The following is a 19,766-nucleotide window of genomic DNA, read 5'->3' as shown; positions in this document are numbered from 1 at the left end:
GCCTTGGCCGCTGCTTATCCAGCAGCAGCCGAGGGGATAACCGAAACCTAAGGAGATCCACCATGGCTTTTAATATGCGCAACCGCAGCCTGCTCTCGCTGATGCACCACACCACTCGCGAGCTGAACTACCTGCTGGACCTGTCCCGCGACCTCAAGCGCGCCAAATACACCGGCACCGAGCGCCCACACCTCAAAGGCAAGAACATCGCGCTGATCTTCGAAAAAACGTCGACCCGCACCCGCTGCGCGTTCGAAGTGGCGGCCCATGACCAAGGCGCCCACGTCACCTATATCGATCCGGTTTCGTCGCAAATCGGCCACAAAGAAAGCATGAAAGACACCGCCCGCGTTTTGGGCCGCATGTTTGACGCCATTGAATACCGTGGCTTCGAACAGGAAATCGTCGAAGAACTGGCCAAGTTTGCCGGGGTCCCAGTGTTCAACGGCCTCACCGCTGAATTCCACCCGACCCAAATGATCGCCGACACCCTGACCATGCGCGAGCACAGCGACAAGCCGCTGCATGACATCAGCTACGCCTACCTGGGCGACGCCCGTTACAACATGGGCAACTCGCTGCTGATGATCGGCGCCAAGCTCGGCATGGACGTGCGCATCGGCGCGCCGAAAGCCCTGTGGCCCCATGAAGATTTCATCAAGCAATGCCAGGCATTCGCCGAGGAAAGCGGCGCACGCATCACCATCACCGAAGACCCGAAAGAAGCAGTCAAAGGCGTGGACTTCATCCACACCGATATCTGGGTGTCCATGGGCGAGCCGGTGGAAGCGTGGGACGAGCGCATCGAGCAACTGCTGCCGTACCAAGTCAACGCCAAGATGATGAAAGCCTCGGGCAACCCACGTGTGAAGTTCATGCACTGCCTGCCGGCGTTCCACAACAGCGAGACCAAGGTCGGCAAGGACATTGCCGCGCGGTATCCGAACCTGGCCAATGGCGTGGAAGTGACCGAGGACGTCTTCGAGTCGCCGGCCAACATCGCCTTTGAGCAAGCGGAAAACCGCATGCACACCATCAAGGCGATCCTGGTGTCGGCACTCGCGGATATCTAAAGGCTACACGGGTTAAGTGTGGGAGGGGCAGTGCGACGATTCGACTTGCCCCCGATGGCGGCGGATCAGCTACAGATAAGTTGCCTGACATACCGCTATCGGGAGCAAGCCCCCTCCCACATTGGCCTCTGTGTTCACACCCATAGAAGGATTGAATTATGCGCATCGTCGTAGCCCTGGGCGGCAACGCCCTCCTGCGCCGTGGTGAACCCATGACCGCAGACAACCAACGCGCCAATATCCGCATCGCCACCGAACAAATCGCCAAGATTCACTCCGGCAACGAGCTGGTGATCGCCCACGGCAATGGCCCGCAAGTCGGCCTGTTGTCGTTGCAGGCGGCCGCTTATACCGGCGTCTCTCCTTACCCGCTGGACGTGCTTGGCGCCGAGACCGAAGGCATGATCGGCTACATCATCGAACAGGAACTGGGCAACCTGCTGGACTTTGAAGTGCCGTTCGCCACCCTGCTCACCCAGGTGGAAGTGGACGCCAAGGACCCGGCCTTCCAGAACCCCACCAAACCCATCGGCCCGGTGTACTCCAAGGCGGAAGCGGAAAAACTCGCCGCCGAGAAAGGCTGGGCCATTGCCCCGGATGGCGATAAATATCGCCGCGTCGTCGCCAGCCCGCGCCCCAAACGCATCTTTGAAATCCGCCCAATCAAGTGGCTGCTGGAAAAAAGCGCCATTGTGATTTGCGCCGGCGGTGGCGGTATCCCGACCATGTACGGTGAAGACGGCAAGCTCAGAGGTATTGAAGCGGTCATCGACAAAGACCTGTGCTCTTCGCTATTGGCCTCGCAACTGAACGCCGATCTGCTGGTGATCGCCACCGACGTCAACGCAGCGTTCATCGACTTTGGCAAACCGACGCAAAAGGCCATCGGCCAGGCCCATCCCGATGACATGGAAAAACTCGGCTTCGCCGCCGGCTCCATGGGGCCCAAGGTGCAGGCCGCCTGTGAATTCGCCCGTCAGACTGGCAAAACTGCGGTCATCGGTTCACTCTCGGACATCGAAGCCATCGTCCAGGGCAGCGCCGGCACGCGCATCAGCACGGCAACACCTGGCATCACCTATCTGTGAAGTAGAGGAGATACGCCTATGGCCACCTTTGAACCCGGTCACCTGCACGTCGAACGTCACGCCCTTAACAAGGACGACTACAGCTACAACCTGTGCATTGACTATGAAGTCAGCCAGGACCCAAAGGAAGGCACGGGCATGCTGTTCAAGCTGCACGGCTCGGTGCAGGGTAAGGACATCAACGAAGAGTTCTATCTACCCAAGGACCAGGCCTTCGACTTCGCGCGGCACGCGATGAACATCGCGCAGAAGTACGGGATGCCGAAGATCGCGGTGTTGAATGGCTCGATGCACAAGCAGTACGACCAGATGTTCGAGGATGTGCGGCATCAGCTGGATGTGAAATCCGGCGACCCGATCAAGCCTGAGCACTTGGAATAACTGACACAACCCTGCTCCAAATGTGGGAGGGGTTGCTCCCGATGGCGGTGTGTCAACTGAAAGTAAGCTGACTGACACCCTGCTATCGGGAGCAAGTCGAATCGTCGCACCGCCCCTCCCACATTTTGATCTACATCCGCGCCAAGGCATACTTGCCGCCTCCCGCTCCCCAGAATTGTTAGCGCCCCATGCGTATCCACGTCAGCTTCATCGACCGCGTCGGCATTACCCAGGAAGTCCTGGCCTTGCTCGGTGGGCGCAATCTCAACCTGGATGCGGTGGAAATGGTGCCGCCCAACGTCTACATCGACGCCCCGACCCTGAGCGCCGAGGTACTGGAAGAGTTGCGCGACGCGCTGTTCAGCGTTCAGGGCGTGCAAGCGGTAAGGGTGGTGGACATCCTCCCCGGCCAACGCCGCCACCTGCAACTCGATGCTTTGCTGGCAGCGATGACCGACCCGGTGCTGGCCCTGGACAGTGCGGGCAAGATCCTGCTGGCCAACCCGGCGCTGATTGCGTTGTACGGACGCGAACCGGCCGGGGAAAGTATCGCCGAGCTTTTCAATGACATGGCGTTGCTCGATACCTTGCTGGAGCAGGGCTTTCGCCTGCCCTTGCGCGAGATCAGCATCAACGGTCAGACCTGGCTGCTGGATGCCACGCCGATCACCGACGCCGGCGCCCTGCTCACGCTGTACCAACCCAACCGCATCGGCGAACAACTGTCGGCGCTGCACCACGACCACGCCGAGGGCTTTGATGCGCTGCTCGGCGAATCACCGGCGATCCGCACCCTCAAGGCACGTGCCCAACGGGTCGCGGCACTGGATGCGCCACTGTTGATCCAGGGCGAAACCGGCACCGGCAAAGAGCTGGTGGCGCGCGCCTGCCACGCTATCAGCACGCGCCACAGCGCACCGTTTCTGGCATTGAATTGCGCGGCGCTGCCGGAGAACCTCGCCGAAAGCGAGCTGTTCGGTTATGCCCCCGGCGCCTTCACCGGTGCCCAGCGCGGCGGCAAGCCGGGGCTGATGGAGCTGGCCAACCAGGGCACGGTGTTCCTCGATGAAATCGGCGAAATGTCACCGTACCTGCAAGCCAAGTTGCTGCGCTTCCTCAATGACGGCAGTTTTCGTCGGGTGGGTGGCGACCGTGAAGTGAAGGTCAATGTGCGCATCCTCAGCGCCACCCACCGCGACCTGGAAAAAATGGTCGCCGAAGGCACGTTCCGCGAAGACCTGTTCTACCGCCTCAACGTGCTCAACGTCGAAGTACCGCCGCTGCGCGAGCGTGGCCAGGACATTCTGTTGCTGGCGCGTTACTTCATGCAGCAAGCCTGCGCGCAGATCCAGCGTCCGGTCTGCCGCCTGGCGCCAGGCACCTACCCGGCGCTGTTGGGCAATCGCTGGCCAGGCAATGTGCGCCAGTTGCAGAACGTGATCTTCCGCGCCGCCGCCATCTGCGAAAGCAGCCTGGTGGACATCGGCGATCTGGACATCGCCGGCACCTCAGTGGCACGCCAGAGCGACGGCGAAGTCGACAGCCTCGAACAGGCGGTCGAGGACTTCGAACGCGGCCTGCTGGAGACGCTCTACGTCAGCTACCCCTCGACCCGACAACTGGCCAGCCGCCTGCAGACCTCTCACACCGCCATCGCCCATCGCCTGCGCAAGTACGGCATTCCCGGCAAATCCTGAACCCAATCGTCACCAGAACGCCCGCCGCCCTCGGTGCTTGACCGAGTCAGTTGCGCGAAAGAACAGCCGCTCGGCCATGGGCGCGCTGATGCGCGAGTAATAGATCGCGACCACATCCGAATCGGTCTTGTCGGCCAGGCTGCGGAAACTAGTGAAGCGCTGCTCCGGAAGTTTCAGATGCCCGGCCTTGAAATCGGCATCCGCTGCGGTGGGCGTCAAATAATGAAAGTGCGCGTACGCCAGCACCCTGCCCTGCTTGTCCTTGACCACATACTCCTGCAAAAAATCATCGACGCGCTTGAGGGCAATACGCCCCTCGATGCGCACGATCTGCAGTTGGTCTTGAGCATGAAGCCAGGCGATCCCGCTTTCATTGGGCGGCATACGCTTGATCATCTCGATGCGCAACAATCGCCCCTGTTCCAGGTACCGCTGCGCGGCCTTCTCCAGATCATCCAGCAACGTCTGCGACACAACATCGGGCGCGGCTGGCAGCGCCTTGCGCAACTTGTCGGCAACCGCCCGGACGGTCGCGGATTGCCGCGTCAGCCGCGCCTCAACGTTCTCCGGCGGGGTATTGCCGAGCGCCTCGTTGCGCGCCTGTTGCAGCACCATGGGTTCGCGTTGCAACAAACGGCGGGCGTCGCCCTTGAGGTTTTCCAGGGAACGTGTCGGACGCGGCACAACAGGCGCCGCCTCGGCAATCGCTTCGAACTCAGTTGAACCGGCCCGCTCCTGCAAACTGACCACCACGCGCTGATCAACCGGGCTGATCAGGTCGACGATCTCTTCACCCGAATCCGGCGTACGCGCACGCACCCGCCCCAGTTGGTAGCGTTTTTTCGAGTCACGGACCAGCCGTTGATCGGCGCCAGGGCGTCGCAATGCCGTCGCCTGGGGGCTACCCTCCTGCTCGCGCAGCAGTTTGGCCAACGATATTCGCGACTCTTGATCCAGGCTGAGGATTGTCGACTCCACAGGCACTTCAATGTCGCTGTGAATCACCTCCGGCAGTGCTTCGCGGTACTCCGCGAGTATCGCCAGGGTGCTGGCGTACTCGTGCAGAATCGCCCGAATACCTTCAATGCGCTGCTGCACACTGAGCACGCCCGCTTCATCAATGGTTTTTTGCGACTGGGCCGATTGAATCGCCTCGTCGATCGCCCCCTTGACCCGCATGCAATCGTCGTGTTCTTCGGGCGTCGGCCGTCGACGCCAGATCATCTGTTTGAGGGTCTGCAACTGCAGCGTCCTCCAGTCGAGCGGCGCACCATAGGACGAAGGCGCCAAGTCGCCGACGAAGGATTTATAGCCAGGTACACCCTGCAAACGCTGGTAGAACACACGTTCCCAGAAGCTCAGGTTAACCATGGATTGCTGAAACTCGCCGATCTTATGCGCTTCTTCGTTCAGCACACGCTCGGCGGCCTGGGACACCGTCACGTCAGCATCCTCAAACTGCGCGGTCACTTGCTCTATGCGCGCTGGTGGCAACTGCTCCTCACGACGATTGAAGGTCAATACGTACATGCGTCGGCGCATGGTTTCCAGCATGGTCTTCAGTTGCGCGCAATGCTCTCTTTCAAAACCATCCATGGGCTTAATGCTGTTCTTGCGGATAAGCAGATTGAGTTGTTTTTGTTGCGCGCCCTCTTGTTTTTCCATTTCCGCCAAAAAGCGCATCCTGGCATCGCGCCGGTGCTGGTCGGTAAATTGCCCTTCAGCGCTTGAATGGGCCTTTTCGCACAGGCTTTCGGCTGCCTTCACTTTGCGTTCGCACGCTATGAGTTCAGCGACAGCCGCGTCGTACTCATCCTTAACCAAGAGACTCTTGCGCTCGACTTGCGCATAGCGCCGCGCAGCCGGGCTTCTCCTCTGCCCACCGAGCAAGCGCAGGCCGAGGTCGACTTTCCATACGTCATCCGGGCTTTTCCTGAGCCACGGCCCCAGGCGCTGGGGATCCCTGAGATCAGCTATTCGCCAGCCACCTTCCACTGCCGTCACGCCGTATACCTTGCTGTCGAGCAACGTGTAGTTTTCCTGGCTCGCAGCGCCACCGTCGCGCAGCACCTGGACCTGTCCGCGCACCGGGCTGTCGGCCGAGAACACCGCGGACCTGTCGGGCCCACGCTCTCCCCGACCAGGCGCCCACTGGAAGGTCTCAAGCTTTGCCTGCTGCTGCGGATTGAGCTTGAGCCGTGAATTAGCCCAGGAATAATCCATAGCGGTGATATCCGCGAGCGAACGCGGCCAGGCAAACGTCGACGTTGGTTGGCGAACGTGGCCGACCGGGATGACGTCCGTGGTGTGCACCGTGCCGGTGGTGACGGCTTTGCTCGCACTCAGGCCCAAACGTTCATCCAGTTTGACCACCGGGCTCAGGAGCAAGCCGGCCAGGCTACCGATCAGTTCGGTGAGGGCAGCGGCGGCGTCTTCCTGGCTGGCGTCTGGCGGCAGCGCCAGGACCGCGCGAAACGTCTTGAAGGTTTGAAACAGCCAGCCCGCGACCGCCACCGGCCCGCGAATCATGGGCAGCAGCGCATTGAACAATTGCCACAGATCATTCTTGAACACGGCCCAGCGCAACGTCTCGTTGGACGCCGACTGCTTCACCGCCAGTTGCCAGAGGCTGTGGGCGTTTTCATCGAACACGACCGCCAGAAAATCACCGGTTATCACTTCATCACTGAGCAGGACCGGGCTTGAAGTGGGCTGCGCGTCGTATTCATCCCCCGGTAGAAAACGCTGAACGTGGGGCCGCAGAAAACCGCCATTGCCGAACAACGCCCGACTGGCGTCCGGCAAGCGTTGCAACACTAGGCGCTGCAGATCGCTGTCGACGCGAGCGATTTCATCAAGTAGCGCCTGGCGACTGGGGAATTGTTGCAACACGGCGTCGACGTGATCCGGCCGATAAAGAATGTGGGGCAGCGGGCTGTTATCGCGCGGGCCGATCACAAACAGGTTGTCCGCCTTGTGGGCACGCCCGCCGGCATGGAGCAGGAACGCCAGGGGCCGCGCCACAATCACCTCGCCACTGAGCACACGCTTGAGCGGGTCTTCCTGCAGCATCGTGCGCACCACCAGGGCGCCGGTCCGGGTAAAACCGTGGCGCCGGCGCAGGCTGTTTTCAAAGGCGCGCATGGGCAGTTGGATCGTCATCTGATCGACAAACAAGCGACGCCGACGTGGACAGTCCACCGGGTCCGAAATCAACGCGCGCTCAAGCAGCGTCGGATAGTGCTTGCCCACGTCCACGCGTTCGATCAGTTGCTTGAGGTACGCAGCTGTCAGCCAGCCGGGCACGCTTTCCGGCTGGGTCTGATGGCTGATCTGCACGCTGGCATATGCCGTGACGAAGGGGTTTTCCAGCGACCATTGGGTCAAGGTCCTGGCGGTGCGTTGGGTCCAGCCAACGGTGCCGCCCTGGGTGCGCTCGAAGGTCAGTTGGTAATCATCCGGGTCGATGATCGCCTGGCCGGGGCGGTCCAGACGCATTTGCCGGCGCAGGGCGTTGCGCGCGTAGACATCTATTGAGTCGAGGCCATCCAGAAATGATGCGCCACCGGTGGTTTGCTGCAGGCGCTCAAGCCACTGGCCATAAACCAGACGATCTGCGCTGCCGGCCAGTTGCAACCAGAGCGGCAACTGTTCTTCGTGGGGTTGCTGCAGTGCGTCGGGGTCGAACCAGGCCAGCGGTGAGGTGAGTGAAATAAACAACTGTTCATAACTGCCAATCTCCGGCAGTGCCGACCAATCGACCCGATACAGGCTGCGCAACTGGCGCTCCAGCAACGTCTGGGCCAGGGCATCGAACACGTTGCCCTCGGGCTCACGCAGCACCCAGTGGACGGGAACCCCGGGCAAATAGTGGTTCATATAGCGCGGCAACAGATTGCCCAACGCGTCGAGGTTATCGAGCGTCAGCAGGTTCAGCGCCGGGACGTACAGCAGCGTGACACGCTGGCCCTGCACCTGACGTTGCAACACCAGCAAAGGCAGCCATTCGCCCTGGCGTTCGTTCTGGACCGCAAACACCTGATAGATCCGCAATACATGCGGCTGGCCCAACGCTTCGCGATCCGCGCGGTCGCTCCAGACCTGGGTATGTTCATCGCCCTGCCCCAGCAGCGCGCGCGCGTGCTCCGAGCTTAGTGGCGGGTTCTGCCGCGCCGTCATCAGGCACGCACGCAATTGGCGGCCGACCGCGTCCCAGCGACTGTGCGCCGAACCGTCCGACACGCGCTCGTTCCAGTAGTCCACCAACCGTTCGGCAACCCCCTCCAGCACACCGGGGGCCAGGGCGTTGAGCATCTGCTCGATGTCGTCCACGGTGATCGCGTCGGTCACCGCCTCGAACACCCGCTCGCCCGAGCGAGTCAGCAGTTGATGATGGCCTGGCGTGTAGTTCAGCGCTTCGCCGCTCATGCAGCGTTTGATCAGCGCATCGCTCAACGTGATGAGCTGTGTGTAACCACCGTCAGCCTGTATCACACCGATCCAAGCAGTGTGCGCCCGCAGGCGCGCACCGGCGAACCGCTCCTCCAGCCAGCCCTGGATCATGGACTGGGCCACAGCGGTCAGGCTCAAGCGATGGGCAAACACTTTGGATAAGTAATCGCGGGACATCCGCGCCTGGGTGAGCTCCGGAGAATTTGCAGTTGAAGCACGCATGGGATGCATCCTGATAACGAGATCACGGCACGTTAAAGCGTCAGGGAAGGCCCAAAGCAGTACATCTATCTTGCACAAAGGGCTGAAAGCGACCTTCACCGTACTGAAAGCGCTACAGCGGAACGATATCGCTACAGCCCTGCTTTTTACGCGCCATGCAAGGCTTTGATCCACATAGGCTTTTTTTCGCGCACCGCGCTGTATCGAAATCGCTACAGCCGCCATCGCCAACGTCGCAGCCAAAATTATTAAGCTATTGATTTATAAGTGATTAATAACATTGGCCGCGATCTTGCTAAGTAACTCCCCATTATTCCAATCCCGTCCACCAGACGAATCTGGCCCTGAGGAATTTCCATGAGCGAGTTGCGTTTTACTGAAGATCACGAATGGCTGCGTGCCGAAGCCGATGGCAGCGTCACCGTGGGCATTACCGCATTTGCGCAGAACGCGCTGGGTGATGTGGTTTTCGTGCAACTGCCTGAGCTGCAGACCTATGACAAAGGCGCCGAAGCGTCCACCGTGGAGTCGGTAAAAGCTGCCAGCGGTGTGTACATGCCGTTGGACGGTGAAGTCCTCGAAGTGAACGACAAGCTCGATGGCAGCCCGGAACTGGTCAACGAAGATCCGATGGGCGAAGGCTGGTTCTTCCGCTTTAAACCGGCCGATGCCGACGCAGTGGCTAAGCTGTTGGATCAGGATGCGTACGACCGCCTGATCAAAGCCAACGCTGAAGCCTGAGGAGCGCACCATGACGATCAATCTCAGCACCGCTAACGAATTCATCGCCCGCCACATCGGCCCGCGCCAGGAAGATGAGCAGCACATGCTCGCCAGCCTGGGCTTTGACTCCCTGGAAGCCCTGAGCGCCAGTGTGATCCCGGAAAGCATCAAGGGCACCAGCGTGCTCGGCCTGGAAGACGGCCTGAGCGAAGCCGAGGCCCTGGCGAAGATCAAGGCCATCGCCAGCCAGAACCAACTGTTCAAGACCTACATCGGCCAGGGCTACTACAACTGCCACACGCCGTCACCGATCCTGCGCAACCTGCTGGAAAACCCAGCCTGGTACACCGCCTACACCCCGTACCAGCCAGAAATTTCCCAAGGCCGCCTGGAAGCGCTGCTGAACTTCCAGACCCTGATCAGCGACCTCACCGGCCTGCCGATCGCCAACGCCTCACTGCTGGACGAAGCTACTGCCGCTGCCGAAGCCATGACTTTCTGCAAACGCCTGAGCAAGAACAAAGGCAGCAACGCCTTCTTCGCCTCGGTGCACAGTCACCCGCAGACCCTCGACGTGCTGCGTACCCGCGCCGAACCGCTGGGCATTGATGTGGTTGTGGGCGATGAGCGTGAACTGACCGACGTCAGCCCGTTCTTCGGCGCCCTGCTGCAATACCCGGCCAGCAACGGTGACGTGTTCGACTACCGCGAACTGACCGAACGCTTCCACGCCGCCAACGCATTGGTAGCCGTGGCCGCCGATCTGCTGGCCCTGACCCTGCTGACCCCTCCGGGCGAATTCGGCGCCGACGTGGCCATCGGCAGCGCGCAACGCTTCGGCGTGCCGCTGGGCTTCGGTGGCCCTCACGCGGCGTACTTCTCCACCAAGGATGCGTTCAAGCGCGACATGCCGGGCCGTCTGGTCGGTGTGTCTGTTGACCGCTTCGGCAAGCCGGCCCTGCGCCTGGCCATGCAGACCCGCGAGCAACATATCCGCCGCGAGAAGGCCACCAGCAACATCTGCACCGCCCAAGTGCTGCTGGCCAACATCGCCAGCATGTACGCCGTGTACCACGGGCCTAAAGGCCTGACCCAGATCGCCCAGCGCATTCACCAGCTGACCGCGATCCTGGCCAAAGGCTTGACTGCCTTGGGCTTGAACGTCGAGCAGCAACACTTCTTCGACACCCTCACCCTCAACACCGGCGCCCACACCGCCGCCCTGCACGATAAGGCCAGCGCCCAGCGCATCAACCTGCGTGTGGTGGACGCTAAGCGTGTTGGCCTGTCGGTGGACGAAACCACCACCCCAGCCGATATCGAAACCCTGTGGGCGATCTTCGCCGACGGCAAGGCCCTGCCAGCCTTCGCGGCAACTGAGAGCACCCTGCCGGCCGCGCTGCTGCGCCAGTCGCCGATCCTCAGCCACCCGGTGTTCAACCGTTATCACTCCGAAACCGAGTTGATGCGCTACCTGCGCAAGCTGGCAGACAAAGACCTGGCCCTGGACCGCACCATGATCCCGCTGGGCTCGTGCACCATGAAGCTCAACGCCGCCAGCGAAATGATCCCGGTGACCTGGGCCGAATTCGGTGCCCTGCACCCCTTCGCACCGGCCGCACAAAGCGCCGGCTACCTGCAACTGACCTCCGACCTGGAAGCCATGCTCTGCGCGGCCACCGGCTATGACGCGATCTCGCTGCAGCCGAACGCCGGTTCCCAAGGCGAATACGCCGGTCTGTTGGCCATTCGTGCCTATCACCAGAGCCGTGGCGAAGAACGCCGCGACATCTGCCTGATCCCGTCTTCGGCCCACGGCACCAACCCGGCCACCGCTAACATGGCTGGCATGCGCGTGGTCGTGACCGCCTGCGACGCACGTGGCAACGTGGACATTGAAGACCTGCGCGCCAAGGCCATCGAGCACCGCGATCACCTCGCGGCACTGATGATCACCTACCCGTCTACCCACGGCGTGTTCGAGGAAGGCATCCGCGAGATCTGCGGCGTCATCCACGACAACGGCGGCCAGGTGTACATCGACGGCGCCAACATGAACGCGATGGTCGGCCTCTGCGCCCCGGGCAAGTTCGGCGGCGACGTGTCCCACCTGAACCTGCACAAGACGTTCTGCATTCCTCACGGCGGTGGCGGCCCGGGCGTTGGCCCGATTGGCGTCAAGTCCCACCTCACGCCATTCCTGCCGGGCCACGCGGCCATGGAGCGCAAGGAAGGCGCGGTCTGTGCGGCACCGTTCGGCAGCGCGAGCATTCTGCCGATCACCTGGATGTACATCAGCATGATGGGCGGCGCTGGCCTCAAGCGCGCTTCGCAATTGGCGATCCTGAATGCCAACTACATTTCCCGCCGCCTGGAAGAGCACTACCCCGTGCTCTACACCGGCAGCAACGGCCTGGTGGCGCATGAATGCATCCTCGACCTGCGCCCTTTGAAAGACAGCAGCGGCATCAGCGTGGATGACGTGGCCAAGCGCTTGATCGACTTCGGTTTCCACGCACCGACCATGTCGTTCCCGGTGGCCGGCACCTTGATGATCGAGCCGACGGAAAGTGAATCCAAAGAAGAACTGGACCGCTTCTGCGACGCCATGATCGCCATTCGCGAAGAAATCCGCGCAGTGGAAAACGGCACCCTGGACAAGGACGACAACCCACTCAAGAACGCTCCGCACACTGCGGCGGAACTGGTGGGCGAATGGAGCCACCCCTACAGCCGTGAACAGGCGGTGTATCCGGTTGCTTCGCTGATCGAAGGCAAGTACTGGCCGCCGGTTGGTCGGGTCGACAACGTGTTTGGTGATCGCAATCTCGTATGCGCATGCCCTTCAATCGAGAGCTACGCGTAACCTGAGGCTGAACTCAATCAAATGTGGGAGGGGGCTTGCTCCCGATGGCGGTTTTACATTCAACATCTCTGTTGACTGACGCACTGCCATCGGGAGCAAGCCCCCTCCCACACTGACCGAGTACACCCAAAACATAATAAGAAACCGGAGAACCACTCATGTCTTTAAGCGTGTTCGACCTGTTCAAGATTGGCATCGGCCCCTCCAGTTCCCACACCGTCGGCCCCATGCGCGCCGCCGCTCGATTCGTCGAAGGCCTCAAACGTGACAACCTGCTGACCACCACCTGCAGCATCAAGGTGGAACTCTACGGTTCCCTCGGTGCCACCGGTAAAGGTCACGGCAGCGACAAGGCTGTGTTGCTTGGCCTGGAAGGCGAACACCCGGACACCGTGAACACTGAAACCGTCGCCGCACGCCTGGCACAGATGCGCAGCGATGGCCGCTTGAACCTGCTCAGCGAACACAGCATTGCGTTCAACGAGAAAGAACACTTGGCGATGATTCGCAAACCCCTCGCCTACCATCCCAACGGCATGATTTTTCGTGCCTTCGACGCTGCCAACATCCAGATTCGCAGCCGCGAGTACTACTCGGTCGGCGGTGGTTTTGTAGTGGATGAAGACGCCGCCGGTGCCGACCGGATTGTCGAAGATGCCACGCCGCTGACATTCCCCTTCAAACACGCCAAGGACTTGCTCGGCCATTGCGCCACTTACGGCCTGTCCATCAGCCAAGTGATGCTGACCAATGAAAGTGCCTGGCGCCCTGAAGCGGAAACCCGCGCCGGCCTGCTGAAAATCTGGCAGGTGATGCAGGACTGCGTGGACGCCGGTTGTCGCAATGAAGGGATTTTGCCCGGTGGCCTGAAGGTCAAACGCCGTGCCGCCGCGCTGCATCGCCAACTGTGCAAGCACCCGGAATCGGCGCTGCGTGATCCGTTGTCGGTGCTCGATTGGGTCAACCTGTACGCGCTGGCGGTCAACGAAGAAAACGCCAACGGCGGACGCGTGGTCACGGCGCCCACCAATGGTGCAGCCGGGATCATTCCGGCCGTGCTGCATTACTACATGCGCTTTATCCCAGGCGCGAACGAAGACGGCGTGGTGCGCTTCCTGCTCACCGCCGCCGCCATCGGGATTTTGTACAAGGAAAACGCGTCGATCTCCGGCGCCGAAGTCGGTTGTCAGGGCGAAGTCGGCGTGGCCTGTTCCATGGCTGCCGGCGCGCTGTGCGAAGTGCTGGGCGGCAGCGTGTCCCAAGTGGAGAACGCTGCCGAGATCGGCATGGAACACAACCTCGGCCTGACCTGCGATCCGATTGGCGGCCTGGTACAGGTGCCGTGCATCGAGCGCAACGCCATGGGCTCGGTGAAGGCCATCAATGCGGTGCGCATGGCTTTGCGCGGCGACGGGCAGCATTTCGTTTCGCTGGATAAGGTCATCCGCACCATGCGCCAGACCGGTGCCGATATGAAAAGCAAATACAAGGAAACCGCCCGTGGCGGTTTGGCGGTCAACATTATCGAGTGCTGACGCCTAAAGGCGCGGCAGCACGTTTTTCAGGAGCTGAATATGTCCACCGAAACCCTGTTGAAAACCCCATTGCACGCCCTGCACATCGAACTGGGCGCACGCATGGTGCCCTTCGCCGGCTATGACATGCCGGTGCAATATCCACTGGGTGTGATGAAGGAACACCTGCACACCCGTGAACACGCCGGGTTATTTGACGTGTCCCACATGGGCCAGATCCGCCTGACCGGCGCCAATGCCGCCAAGGCCCTGGAAACCCTGGTGCCCGTGGACATCATCGACCTGCCCGTAGGTATGCAGCGCTACGCAATGTTCACCAACGAGCAAGGCGGCATCCTGGATGACCTGATGGTCGCCAACCTGGGCAACGACGAACTGTTCCTGGTGGTCAACGCCGCCTGCAAGTACCAGGACCTGGCGCACCTGCGCAAACACATTGGTGATCAGTGCACCATCGAGCCGCTGTTCGAAGAACGCGCCCTGCTCGCCCTGCAAGGCCCCGCAGCGGTGAAGGTGCTGGCGCGCCTGGCGCCGGAAGTGACCAAGATGACCTTTATGCAGTTCGCTTCCCTGCGCCTGCTGGGTGTGGACTGCTACGTCAGCCGCTCCGGTTATACCGGTGAAGACGGCTTTGAAATCTCCGTGCCTGCGGCCAATGCCGAAAGCCTTGCGCGCAGCCTGTTGGCCGAGAGCGAAGTACAGGCCATCGGCCTGGGCGCCCGCGACTCCCTGCGCCTGGAAGCCGGCCTGTGCCTGTACGGCCACGACATGAACACCGAAACCACGCCCATTGAAGCCAGCCTGCTGTGGGCCATCTCCAAGGCCCGCCGTGCCGATGGCGCACGCGCCGGCGGCTTCCCGGGTGCCGACCGAATCTTCACCCAGCAGCAGACCGGTGTAAGCCGCAAACGCGTCGGCCTGTTACCCCAGGAACGCACTCCGGTGCGCGAAGGGGCAGAAATTGTCGATGAGCACGGCACTGTGATCGGCAGCGTCTGCAGCGGCGGCTTTGGCCCAAGCCTCGGCGGCCCTTTGGCCATGGGTTACCTGGACAGCGCATTCATTGCACTGGATACCGAAGTCGCTGCGTTGGTGCGTGGGAAAAAGGTGCCGCTTCGTGTAAGTAAAATGCCATTCGTGCCACAGCGTTACTATCGTGGTTGATTGACTGTTCCTATAAGTAACGCGGTTGCGTTAACGTGCACTAATCTGTAACGCAACCGCCATAAAACAGTGCATTCACGATAGTTATTGTTATAGGTGTACAGCTATAACAAGTGAGCGAATCTATCGAATAAGTCCGCTCTACATTATTCAACGAAGTGTCATGCGGCCGAGCAAAACATGGAGTTTTGCAGGGCTTGTTTTTTCTCTATTAGTTGGCGTAGAGTTTGCCCACTGTGTTTGCATGGGTCGCTTGGAACCTGGACCTGGGCAGTAGCTGAAGTAGTTGTGCTACAACCCGTTCGACGTCTCTTACTTTCCTGCAACCCAGCCCAGTACTCTTTCATGTGAAAGGGGCTGTCATTAATTTATAGCGTCAAGGAAATAAGAAAATGGCTGATCGTCAGAGCGGTACCGTCAAGTGGTTTAACGACGAAAAAGGGTTTGGTTTTATCACTCCAGAAAGCGGTCCGGATCTGTTCGTGCATTTCCGCGCTATTCAGGGCAACGGGTTCAAGAGCCTCAAAGAAGGCCAGAAAGTGACATTCGTTGCGGTGCAGGGCCAAAAAGGCATGCAGGCTGACGAAGTACAAGCAGAAGGTTGATCCTTACTGCGACAAAAAGCCCCTGATATGACATCAGGGGCTTTTTTATGGACGCGATTCCGTAAAATGCGTTTTTTCCTCAGAGAATCCTGCCATGTCCAAACCCCTGCTGAGCCCCCAAGGCGAATTCCCCGCCGTTGGCCTGGGCCGTCGCCTGGCAGCGATGTTCTATGACTTCCTGTTGTGCACCGCCCTGCTGATCGTCACCGCATTTATCTACAAGCTGGTGTGGATGGCATTTCTAGGCGAAGCCAGGATGCGCACCCTCACCGAATCCGGTGCCCTGGACGGCGACCCGCTGCTGTCGACGATTCTGTTCTTTGTGCTGTTCGGTTTCTTCGCCAAGTTCTGGACCCATTCCGGGCAGACCCTGGGCATGCAGGTGTGGGGCGTGCGCGTGCAGAACGCCGATGGCTCGCGCATCAGCCTGTGGCAGGCGCTGTTGCGCTTTGTGGTGTCGATTGCGTCTTGGTTGTGCGTGGGGCTGGGGTTTATCTGGGCGTTGTTCGATAAACAGAAACGCGGCTGGCATGACATCTATTCGGACACCCAGTTAGTGCGCATCCCGAAGCAAAAGAAATAAAACCCTTCTTAATTAAAGATCTACATGTGGGAGGGGGCTTGCCCCCGATAGCGGCTCTACATTCAATATTTCTATTGGCTGATACACCGTCATCGGGGGCAAGCCCCCTCTCACATTTTTAACCGAGCTTGCCTCGGTTCAGGCGTTGCCCGCCAGCTTCAGGCGCGCCGCCTGGGTGAAATCCAGCATGCGCTTGAGCGGTCGAACAGCGTGAGGAATCACCGACGGCTCGACGAAAATCTCATTGCTGCCCTCACGCAGGCACTGCAACGTGCGCTCCAGCGTGTTCATCGCCATCCACGGGCAATGCGCGCAACTGCGGCACGCCGCGCCGTTACCGGCCGTGGGCGCTTCAACGAAAACCTTGTCCGGGCACAGCTGCTGCATCTTGTAGAAGATGCCGCGGTCGGTGGCGACGATAAAGGTTTTGTTCGGCAGTCGTTGCGCCGCAGCGATCAGTTGGCTAGTAGAACCTACGGCATCCGCCAGTTCGATCACCGCGGTCGGCGATTCCGGATGCACCAGGATCGCTGCATCCGGGTATAGCGCCTTCATGTCTTCGAGCTGCTTTGACTTGAACTCTTCGTGGACGATGCAAGCACCGTCCCACAGCAGCATGTCGGCACCGGTCTGACGCTGGATGTAAGTGCCCAGGTGCTTGTCCGGTCCCCAGATGATGGTCTCGCCGTTGTCCATAAGGCTTTCGACGATTTCCAGCGCGCAGCTGGAGGTCACCACCCAATCGGCTCGGGCTTTGACCGCCGCCGAGGTGTTGGCATACACCACCACCGTGCGCTCGGGATGCTGGTCGCAGAACGCCGAAAATTCATCGACCGGGCAACCAAGGTCCAGGGAGCACGTGGCTTCCAGGGTTGGCATGAGGATGCGTTTTTCGGGGGTGAGGATCTTGGCGGTCTCGCCCATGAAACGCACACCGGCGACCAGTACAGTCTTGGCCGGGTGGGCGGCGCCGAAGCGGGCCATTTCCAGGGAGTCGGAGACGCAGCCGCCGGTTTCTTCGGCCAGGGCCTGGATCACCGGATCGCAATAAAAGTGGGCAACCAATACCGCGTCCTGAGCTTTCAGCTCGGCGGCGATGGCGGCACGCAGGCTCGCCTCTTCATCGGCGCTGAGGGCCTTGGGCTGCTTGGCGTCGAGGTGGGCTTGAACCAGTAGGCGTTCAGATATCTGCGTCATGTTCGCAAGACCTGCAGGCGCAGTAGCGCGAAAGTCGAGTGTACCACCGGCTCTGGAGCCCTTCGGGCGCCGCCGGACGAAGTGATTGTGTTCATCAAGCACGGCTAAAAGTGAAGCTGCGCAAGGCTACAGAATATCGAATGGATTCAAAAGCCTAATCTGGCTTTTGACGCGTTCGATTGTCCGACAAAAAAGGGTAATGGCACATTGACTCTCCCCCTCAGGGGAGGGTTTACGCTGCGCCGCCTTCACACATCACCTCAAGCAAATGGCCCCTCAGCGCCACTGCTTAGCCCCCCATTCACGCGTTATAGGGAGATAGCCGATGAACAATCCATTGGACTTGAACAGCGTCATTACCACTACCCGCGAAATCCTCGCGCAGCTGTTGGTGATGGACCTCACAGAGGTGAACGAACACAGCAGCATCGTCGAGGACCTCAATGCCGACTCCCTGGATATCGTCGACCTAAGTTTTCAGCTGGGTCGCCATTACGGCTGCACATTGCCCAAGACCAGCGTGCTAGACCATGCGGTTGCGGTGTTTGGCGACGTGAGCGAGCTGGTCGAAAAAGGCCGTATCACCCAGTCCGGCGTGGACCTTCTGGAGCAAAGCCTGAGCGCATTTGCGCCCGGCCAATTGCGTCCAGGCATGCAGCCGGCAGATGTGTTCGCGGCCACGACCGTGCGCAATTGGGCCGAACAGTGCTACCGGATGTTTGACCACTTACCCGCCACCTGCCCTGAGTGCAACGCCGAGCAGGCACGTCTCAATGAGCGTCGCCAAGTGGTGTGCGGCGGTTGCAGTGCGCGACTGACGCCGCTGGAAGGCGACGAAATTTCTCGCCAACTGGTAGAGCAGTTTGCCGCGTCCCGTTTGCCAGAAACGGCCTAGGAGTTTTTCATGGGGCCGCGAGAGGTTTTAGTCACAGGCTATGGGCTGGTAGCGCCCACGGTACTGGACGCTGCAACGTTGTTTTCGCAGATCAGCTCCAAGCGGTCGTGCATTCGTCAACACCCGGTGTTTGCCGAGCTGGGTTTTGCGGTAAACGCCGCAGGTTATATCGATCACGATCAGTGGCACGCCATTGGCGCTCAGGTTGCGGTGGGCGCCACGCCACTGCCCCGTCAGTGCCTGCTCGCCGAGTTTGTTGCCAGGCAAGCGCTCCAGCAGGCCGGCCTGGTTCCCGCGGACTTCTCCCGTGCGGCCAGCGGTGTGTTCCTCGGCGCCAACAAGCATTGCGTGAGCCGTGACCTGCAAGAGGCCAGCCGCTATATGGACGACGCCGGCAGCGTCGACCTTGATCGCTACTTGGATCAGCACACACTGGCGGGCGGTCCGTTTGCTCGACGGATTGATCAGCAGACTTGGCACATCGCCAAGCTGCTCGGCATTCGCGACCATATCAGCACCCATTCCGATGCCTGCGCGGCCGGCACCATGGCGATCGGCAGTGCGTTTCGCGCCATTGAGCGCGGCGAGATCGACTTGGCCATCTGTGGCGCCGTTGAGTTGATGGCCCATGAACTGTCCTATTACAGCTTCGACGGCCTCGGTGCCATTTGCCAGCGGGCCGACCTCACTGCCGAACAACAGAGCCGCCCGTTCATGAACGACCGCTGCGGTTTCGTCCTCGGCGAAGGCGCGGCAATGATCGTGCTGGAGTCCAGGGAACATGCCGAACGACGCAAGGCCACCCCGATCGGCCGCGTCCTGGGTTACGCCAACTATTGCGAAGCGCAGAAAATCACCTCCAGCAGCCGCGATGGCAGCCATTACGCCCACTGCATGCAAGCCGCCATCGCGAATGCCGGCTTGGACTGCGACGCCGTCGATCACGTCAATACCCATGGCACCTCGACCCAGGCCAACGATCGCAGTGAAGCCCTGGCGATTGAGCGGGTATTCGGCACCGCCGTGAGCACGATGACATTCACCGCCAACAAATCGGCCATTGGCCACTCCCTGGCGGCCAGCGGCGCCATTGAGGCGGTGCTGTCACTGATGAGTCTGCAGCAAGGCGTGCTGCTCCCCACCCTTAACTATGACCCGGCAAATGCCGAGTTCCCTGAGTTGAACTTCCTGACCGAAGCCCAGCAACAGCCCATCAAGGTAGTGCTGTCCAATTCGTTCGGTTTCGGCGGCGTCAACAGTTCGCTGGTGTTGGGAAATGCATGAA

General features: G+C 60.6%; 14 protein-coding genes. 12 read left to right on the top strand and 2 right to left on the bottom strand.

What is annotated here, in order from left to right; genetic code table 11:
• The first annotated feature begins 62 nt into the window (after positions 1–62).
• The 4 genes from ACEN2T_RS12780 (at position 63) to ACEN2T_RS12765 (ending at position 4,239) form a co-directional block, all read left to right on the top strand.
• The gene (locus ACEN2T_RS12780) at positions 63–1,073 is read left to right on the top strand and encodes an ornithine carbamoyltransferase (RefSeq protein ID WP_010208131.1); all 1,011 of its coding nucleotides are present in this window, start codon (positions 63–65) and stop codon (positions 1,071–1,073) included.
• Positions 1,074–1,231: 158 nt separating this feature from the next.
• Entirely contained in the window at positions 1,232–2,161 is a 930-nt protein-coding gene (arcC, locus tag ACEN2T_RS12775; protein WP_032890960.1) for a carbamate kinase, read from the top strand.
• 18 nt (positions 2,162–2,179) lie between these two features.
• On the top strand, positions 2,180–2,542 hold the full coding sequence (locus ACEN2T_RS12770) for a DUF5064 family protein (protein WP_032890958.1): 363 nt from the start codon (positions 2,180–2,182) through the stop codon (positions 2,540–2,542).
• Between the two features lie 188 nt (positions 2,543–2,730).
• Positions 2,731–4,239: a sigma-54-dependent transcriptional regulator gene (locus ACEN2T_RS12765; RefSeq protein ID WP_122756143.1), complete on the top strand. Its 1,509-nt coding sequence runs from the start codon at positions 2,731–2,733 to the stop codon at positions 4,237–4,239.
• Between the two features lie 9 nt (positions 4,240–4,248).
• Here the strand turns inward: ACEN2T_RS12765 and ACEN2T_RS12760 are convergent, their stop codons facing one another.
• The gene (locus ACEN2T_RS12760; protein ID WP_442116816.1) at positions 4,249–8,913 is read right to left on the bottom strand and encodes a hypothetical protein; all 4,665 of its coding nucleotides are present in this window, start codon (positions 8,911–8,913) and stop codon (positions 4,249–4,251) included.
• A 357-nt stretch (positions 8,914–9,270) separates the two neighbouring features.
• Here ACEN2T_RS12760 and gcvH point away from each other — a divergent pair, with 357 nt between their 5' ends.
• From gcvH to ACEN2T_RS12730, 6 genes are all read left to right on the top strand, one after another.
• Positions 9,271–9,654, top strand: coding sequence for a glycine cleavage system protein GcvH (gcvH, locus tag ACEN2T_RS12755; protein WP_032890954.1), 384 nt, complete (start codon positions 9,271–9,273; stop codon positions 9,652–9,654).
• Between the two features lie 10 nt (positions 9,655–9,664).
• Positions 9,665–12,502, top strand: coding sequence for an aminomethyl-transferring glycine dehydrogenase (gene gcvP, locus ACEN2T_RS12750; RefSeq protein WP_442116815.1), 2,838 nt, complete (start codon positions 9,665–9,667; stop codon positions 12,500–12,502).
• 158 nt (positions 12,503–12,660) lie between these two features.
• A complete protein-coding gene (locus ACEN2T_RS12745; RefSeq protein ID WP_442116814.1) occupies positions 12,661–14,037 on the top strand; it encodes an L-serine ammonia-lyase in 1,377 nt (458 codons plus the stop codon).
• Between the two features lie 39 nt (positions 14,038–14,076).
• Positions 14,077–15,201 carry a glycine cleavage system aminomethyltransferase GcvT gene (gene gcvT, locus ACEN2T_RS12740; RefSeq protein ID WP_442116813.1) on the top strand — a complete coding sequence of 375 codons (1,125 nt, stop codon included), beginning with the start codon at positions 14,077–14,079 and terminating at the stop codon, positions 15,199–15,201.
• Between the two features lie 392 nt (positions 15,202–15,593).
• Positions 15,594–15,806 carry a cold-shock protein gene (locus tag ACEN2T_RS12735; RefSeq protein ID WP_014339904.1) on the top strand — a complete coding sequence of 71 codons (213 nt, stop codon included), beginning with the start codon at positions 15,594–15,596 and terminating at the stop codon, positions 15,804–15,806.
• A 94-nt stretch (positions 15,807–15,900) separates the two neighbouring features.
• The gene (locus tag ACEN2T_RS12730; RefSeq protein ID WP_032890948.1) at positions 15,901–16,389 is read left to right on the top strand and encodes an RDD family protein; all 489 of its coding nucleotides are present in this window, start codon (positions 15,901–15,903) and stop codon (positions 16,387–16,389) included.
• A 138-nt stretch (positions 16,390–16,527) separates the two neighbouring features.
• Here the strand turns inward: ACEN2T_RS12730 and nadA are convergent, their stop codons facing one another.
• A complete protein-coding gene (gene nadA / locus ACEN2T_RS12725; RefSeq protein ID WP_032890946.1) occupies positions 16,528–17,586 on the bottom strand; it encodes a quinolinate synthase NadA in 1,059 nt (352 codons plus the stop codon).
• 325 nt (positions 17,587–17,911) lie between these two features.
• Between nadA and ACEN2T_RS12720 the strand changes: the two genes are divergently transcribed.
• Together ACEN2T_RS12720 and ACEN2T_RS12715 are read left to right on the top strand one after the other, a co-directional pair.
• Entirely contained in the window at positions 17,912–18,481 is a 570-nt protein-coding gene (locus tag ACEN2T_RS12720) for an acyl carrier protein (RefSeq protein ID WP_032890945.1), read from the top strand.
• Between the two features lie 9 nt (positions 18,482–18,490).
• Positions 18,491–19,765, top strand: a complete 1,275-nt coding sequence (locus ACEN2T_RS12715; RefSeq protein WP_122753123.1) for a beta-ketoacyl-[acyl-carrier-protein] synthase family protein — start codon at positions 18,491–18,493, stop codon at positions 19,763–19,765.
• Position 19,766 lies beyond the last annotated feature (1 nt).

It is taken from the genome of Pseudomonas sp. W22_MBD1_FP4 (genome assembly GCF_052113765.1).
In the GTDB taxonomy this organism is placed as follows: Bacteria; Pseudomonadota; Gammaproteobacteria; order Pseudomonadales; family Pseudomonadaceae; genus Aquipseudomonas; species Aquipseudomonas sivasensis.
This window is presented reverse-complemented; position numbering and strand designations above follow the sequence as displayed.

Excerpts from the sequence above, each read along its gene's own strand:
- ACEN2T_RS12730 (WP_032890948.1), top strand. The coding sequence starts at position 15,901 with ATGTCCAAACCCCTGCTGAGCCCCCAAGGCGAATTCCCCGCCGTTGGC.
- arcC (WP_032890960.1), top strand. The coding sequence starts at position 1,232 with ATGCGCATCGTCGTAGCCCTGGGCGGCAACGCCCTCCTGCGCCGTGGT.
- ACEN2T_RS12745 (WP_442116814.1), top strand. The coding sequence starts at position 12,661 with ATGTCTTTAAGCGTGTTCGACCTGTTCAAGATTGGCATCGGCCCCTCC.
- ACEN2T_RS12780 (WP_010208131.1), top strand. The coding sequence starts at position 63 with ATGGCTTTTAATATGCGCAACCGCAGCCTGCTCTCGCTGATGCACCAC.
- nadA (WP_032890946.1), bottom strand. The coding sequence starts at position 17,586 with ATGACGCAGATATCTGAACGCCTACTGGTTCAAGCCCACCTCGACGCC.
- gcvT (WP_442116813.1), top strand. The coding sequence starts at position 14,077 with ATGTCCACCGAAACCCTGTTGAAAACCCCATTGCACGCCCTGCACATC.
- ACEN2T_RS12735 (WP_014339904.1), top strand. The coding sequence starts at position 15,594 with ATGGCTGATCGTCAGAGCGGTACCGTCAAGTGGTTTAACGACGAAAAA.
- ACEN2T_RS12720 (WP_032890945.1), top strand. The coding sequence starts at position 17,912 with ATGAACAATCCATTGGACTTGAACAGCGTCATTACCACTACCCGCGAA.
- gcvH (WP_032890954.1), top strand. The coding sequence starts at position 9,271 with ATGAGCGAGTTGCGTTTTACTGAAGATCACGAATGGCTGCGTGCCGAA.
- ACEN2T_RS12770 (WP_032890958.1), top strand. The coding sequence starts at position 2,180 with ATGGCCACCTTTGAACCCGGTCACCTGCACGTCGAACGTCACGCCCTT.
- gcvP (WP_442116815.1), top strand. The coding sequence starts at position 9,665 with ATGACGATCAATCTCAGCACCGCTAACGAATTCATCGCCCGCCACATC.
- ACEN2T_RS12715 (WP_122753123.1), top strand. The coding sequence starts at position 18,491 with ATGGGGCCGCGAGAGGTTTTAGTCACAGGCTATGGGCTGGTAGCGCCC.
- ACEN2T_RS12765 (WP_122756143.1), top strand. The coding sequence starts at position 2,731 with ATGCGTATCCACGTCAGCTTCATCGACCGCGTCGGCATTACCCAGGAA.
- ACEN2T_RS12760 (WP_442116816.1), bottom strand. The coding sequence starts at position 8,913 with ATGCGTGCTTCAACTGCAAATTCTCCGGAGCTCACCCAGGCGCGGATG.